This window comes from Streptomyces durbertensis (assembly GCF_014156695.1).
In the GTDB taxonomy this organism is placed as follows: domain Bacteria; phylum Actinomycetota; class Actinomycetes; order Streptomycetales; family Streptomycetaceae; genus Streptomyces; species Streptomyces durbertensis.
The window spans coordinates 1-1,879 of the sequence record NZ_WMLF01000680.1 but is presented as its reverse complement, the minus strand read 5'-3'; the positions used below and the strand labels follow the sequence as shown (position 1 = coordinate 1,879).

2 protein-coding genes are annotated in these 1,879 nt (G+C 73.0%); one reads left to right on the top strand and one right to left on the bottom strand.

The genetic code is table 11. From position 1 onward, the window contains the following. Nucleotides 1-67: 67 nt before the first annotated feature. Entirely contained in the window at nucleotides 68-361 is a 294-nt protein-coding gene (locus GL263_RS25860; RefSeq protein ID WP_182858162.1) for a hypothetical protein, read from the bottom strand. Between the two features lie 390 nt (nucleotides 362-751). On the opposite strand from GL263_RS25860, the gene GL263_RS25855 reads away from it, so the two are divergent. Next, the gene (locus GL263_RS25855) at nucleotides 752-1,864 is read left to right on the top strand and encodes a DUF5925 domain-containing protein (protein WP_182858161.1); all 1,113 of its coding nucleotides are present in this window, start codon (nucleotides 752-754) and stop codon (nucleotides 1,862-1,864) included. Nucleotides 1,865-1,879: the final 15 nt, after the last annotated feature.

The following is a 1,879-nucleotide window of genomic DNA, read 5'->3' as shown; positions in this document are numbered from 1 at the left end:
GGGCCGGGTCAGCCGACGGGCCGGGGTGCGTCCGGGGTGTTCGCGTCGGGCGCGCCCGACGCGAGGGTCAGCCGCGGCCGACCTGCCCCTTCGAGCGGGTGACGCCGCCACCGAAGAGCGAGCGGCGCAGCCGGCGCAGCGGTGCGAACAGCAGGACGCGGGCTCCCCGGTTGCGGTGGGAACGACCGTGGTCGCGGGTGGTCAGCTCACGCATCAGCGTGGTGGCCTCGGCCGCCTCCCCGGCGGGCACGGCAGGGCCGCCCATCACGCTGAGATGCCGGTCCAGGCGCGAACTCACCGCGGTCGTACCGCAGTTGATCGCAGGCACACGTGGCCTGTTCGGCATTGTTATCTGCTCCATGAGACTCCCCACCCATACGATGGCACCCGGCCCGGGCAGGCTAACCCTATCCCCCGGCGGCGGCACGCGGGTATCCCGGCCCACGGTAAAGCCATTCCCACACAAGGCCGTTCACATTCCCGCACACCCGTACACGGCGGCCCGCACGGCCAGCCGGAACGGCTCCGACCAGCACGGACGCGCGCCGAGGGACCGGGGACCGGCCTCCATCGGGTGACCTGCCGGCGTGTCACACCCATCCCTTCGGGTGACACCGGTGTGACGAAGACGGCACCGTGGGCCGCCCGTTCGCCCGCACGGACGCCGTCGGCCGGGGCCGGGTACCGCGACGGAGGAGGCGAACACGTAAAAGGGTGTGCGCGCCGCCGGACGGTGGCTGACCATGGGGGCATGTTTGTCGACCGCGACCCGGCCGCCCGCTCGTCCGCCCTGCCCCTGAGGCTGAGCCTGGACGACGGCGACTCCCCCTCCGACGTCCTGGACGGGATGTTCATCTCCCGGTTCGCCTCCGGTGTCCAGCCCTACGCCCGCACCCACAACGTGGAACGACCCCGGAAGGGGAGGACGATGCTCCCGCCGGGGGCCAGGATCGTCGCGAAGGCGCACGCGGCGAACCGCGAGGCGACCCTCGCCGAGGGCGACGGCTGGACGGTACTGGTCTCCAAGTGGCAGCAGAACACCGACGTGAGCGTCTGCGCGGTCAGTGAGGAGCTGGCCCGCCGCCAGCTCGAACTGGCCGTGGAGGGCGCCGAGTCGGAGCCGGAGGAGGCGCAGCCGGAGCAGGTCAGCATGGGCTTCTGGTACGCCTCCCCGATGCGCGGCCCCTACCGCACGACCCGCACGATCTCCGCCGACTCCTGGTCGGACGTCCGGCAGAACTACTCCGCGCCGGTGGCCGAGGCGGTGGACGACCTGATGAAGGTCACCCCCCAGGACGTCAACGGACGGCTGCTCCTGCTGCACGGACCGCCCGGCACCGGCAAGACCTCGCTGCTGCGCACCCTCGCCCGCTCCTGGCGGGAGTGGTGCCAGGTGGACTGCGTGCTCGACCCGGAGCGGCTGTTCAACGACGTCAGCTACCTGATGGGGTTGGCGGTCGGCGAGGACGGCCCCGAGGACGACGGCGGCCGCTGGCGGCTGCTGGTCCTGGAGGACTGCGACGAGCTGATCCGCGGCGAGGCCAAGCACGCGGCGGGCCAGGCGCTGTCCCGGCTGCTGAACCTGACCGACGGACTGCTCGGCCAGGGCCGGAACGTCCTGGTCGGCATCACCACCAACGAGGACCTGGAGCGGCTGCACCCGGCGGTCGTCCGGCCCGGGCGCTGCCTGGCGCGCATCGAGGTGGGCCGGCTCACCCGGCCGGAGGCGGTCCGCTGGCTCGGCGACGAGCGGGGCGTGGGCCGGGACGGCGCCACGCTGGCCGAGCTGTTCGCGCTGCGCGGCGGCGGCACGGGCCCGATGCTGCCCGCGCAGACCGGGCCGGTAGAAGGCATGTACCTGTGAGCGAACGCACCAAGT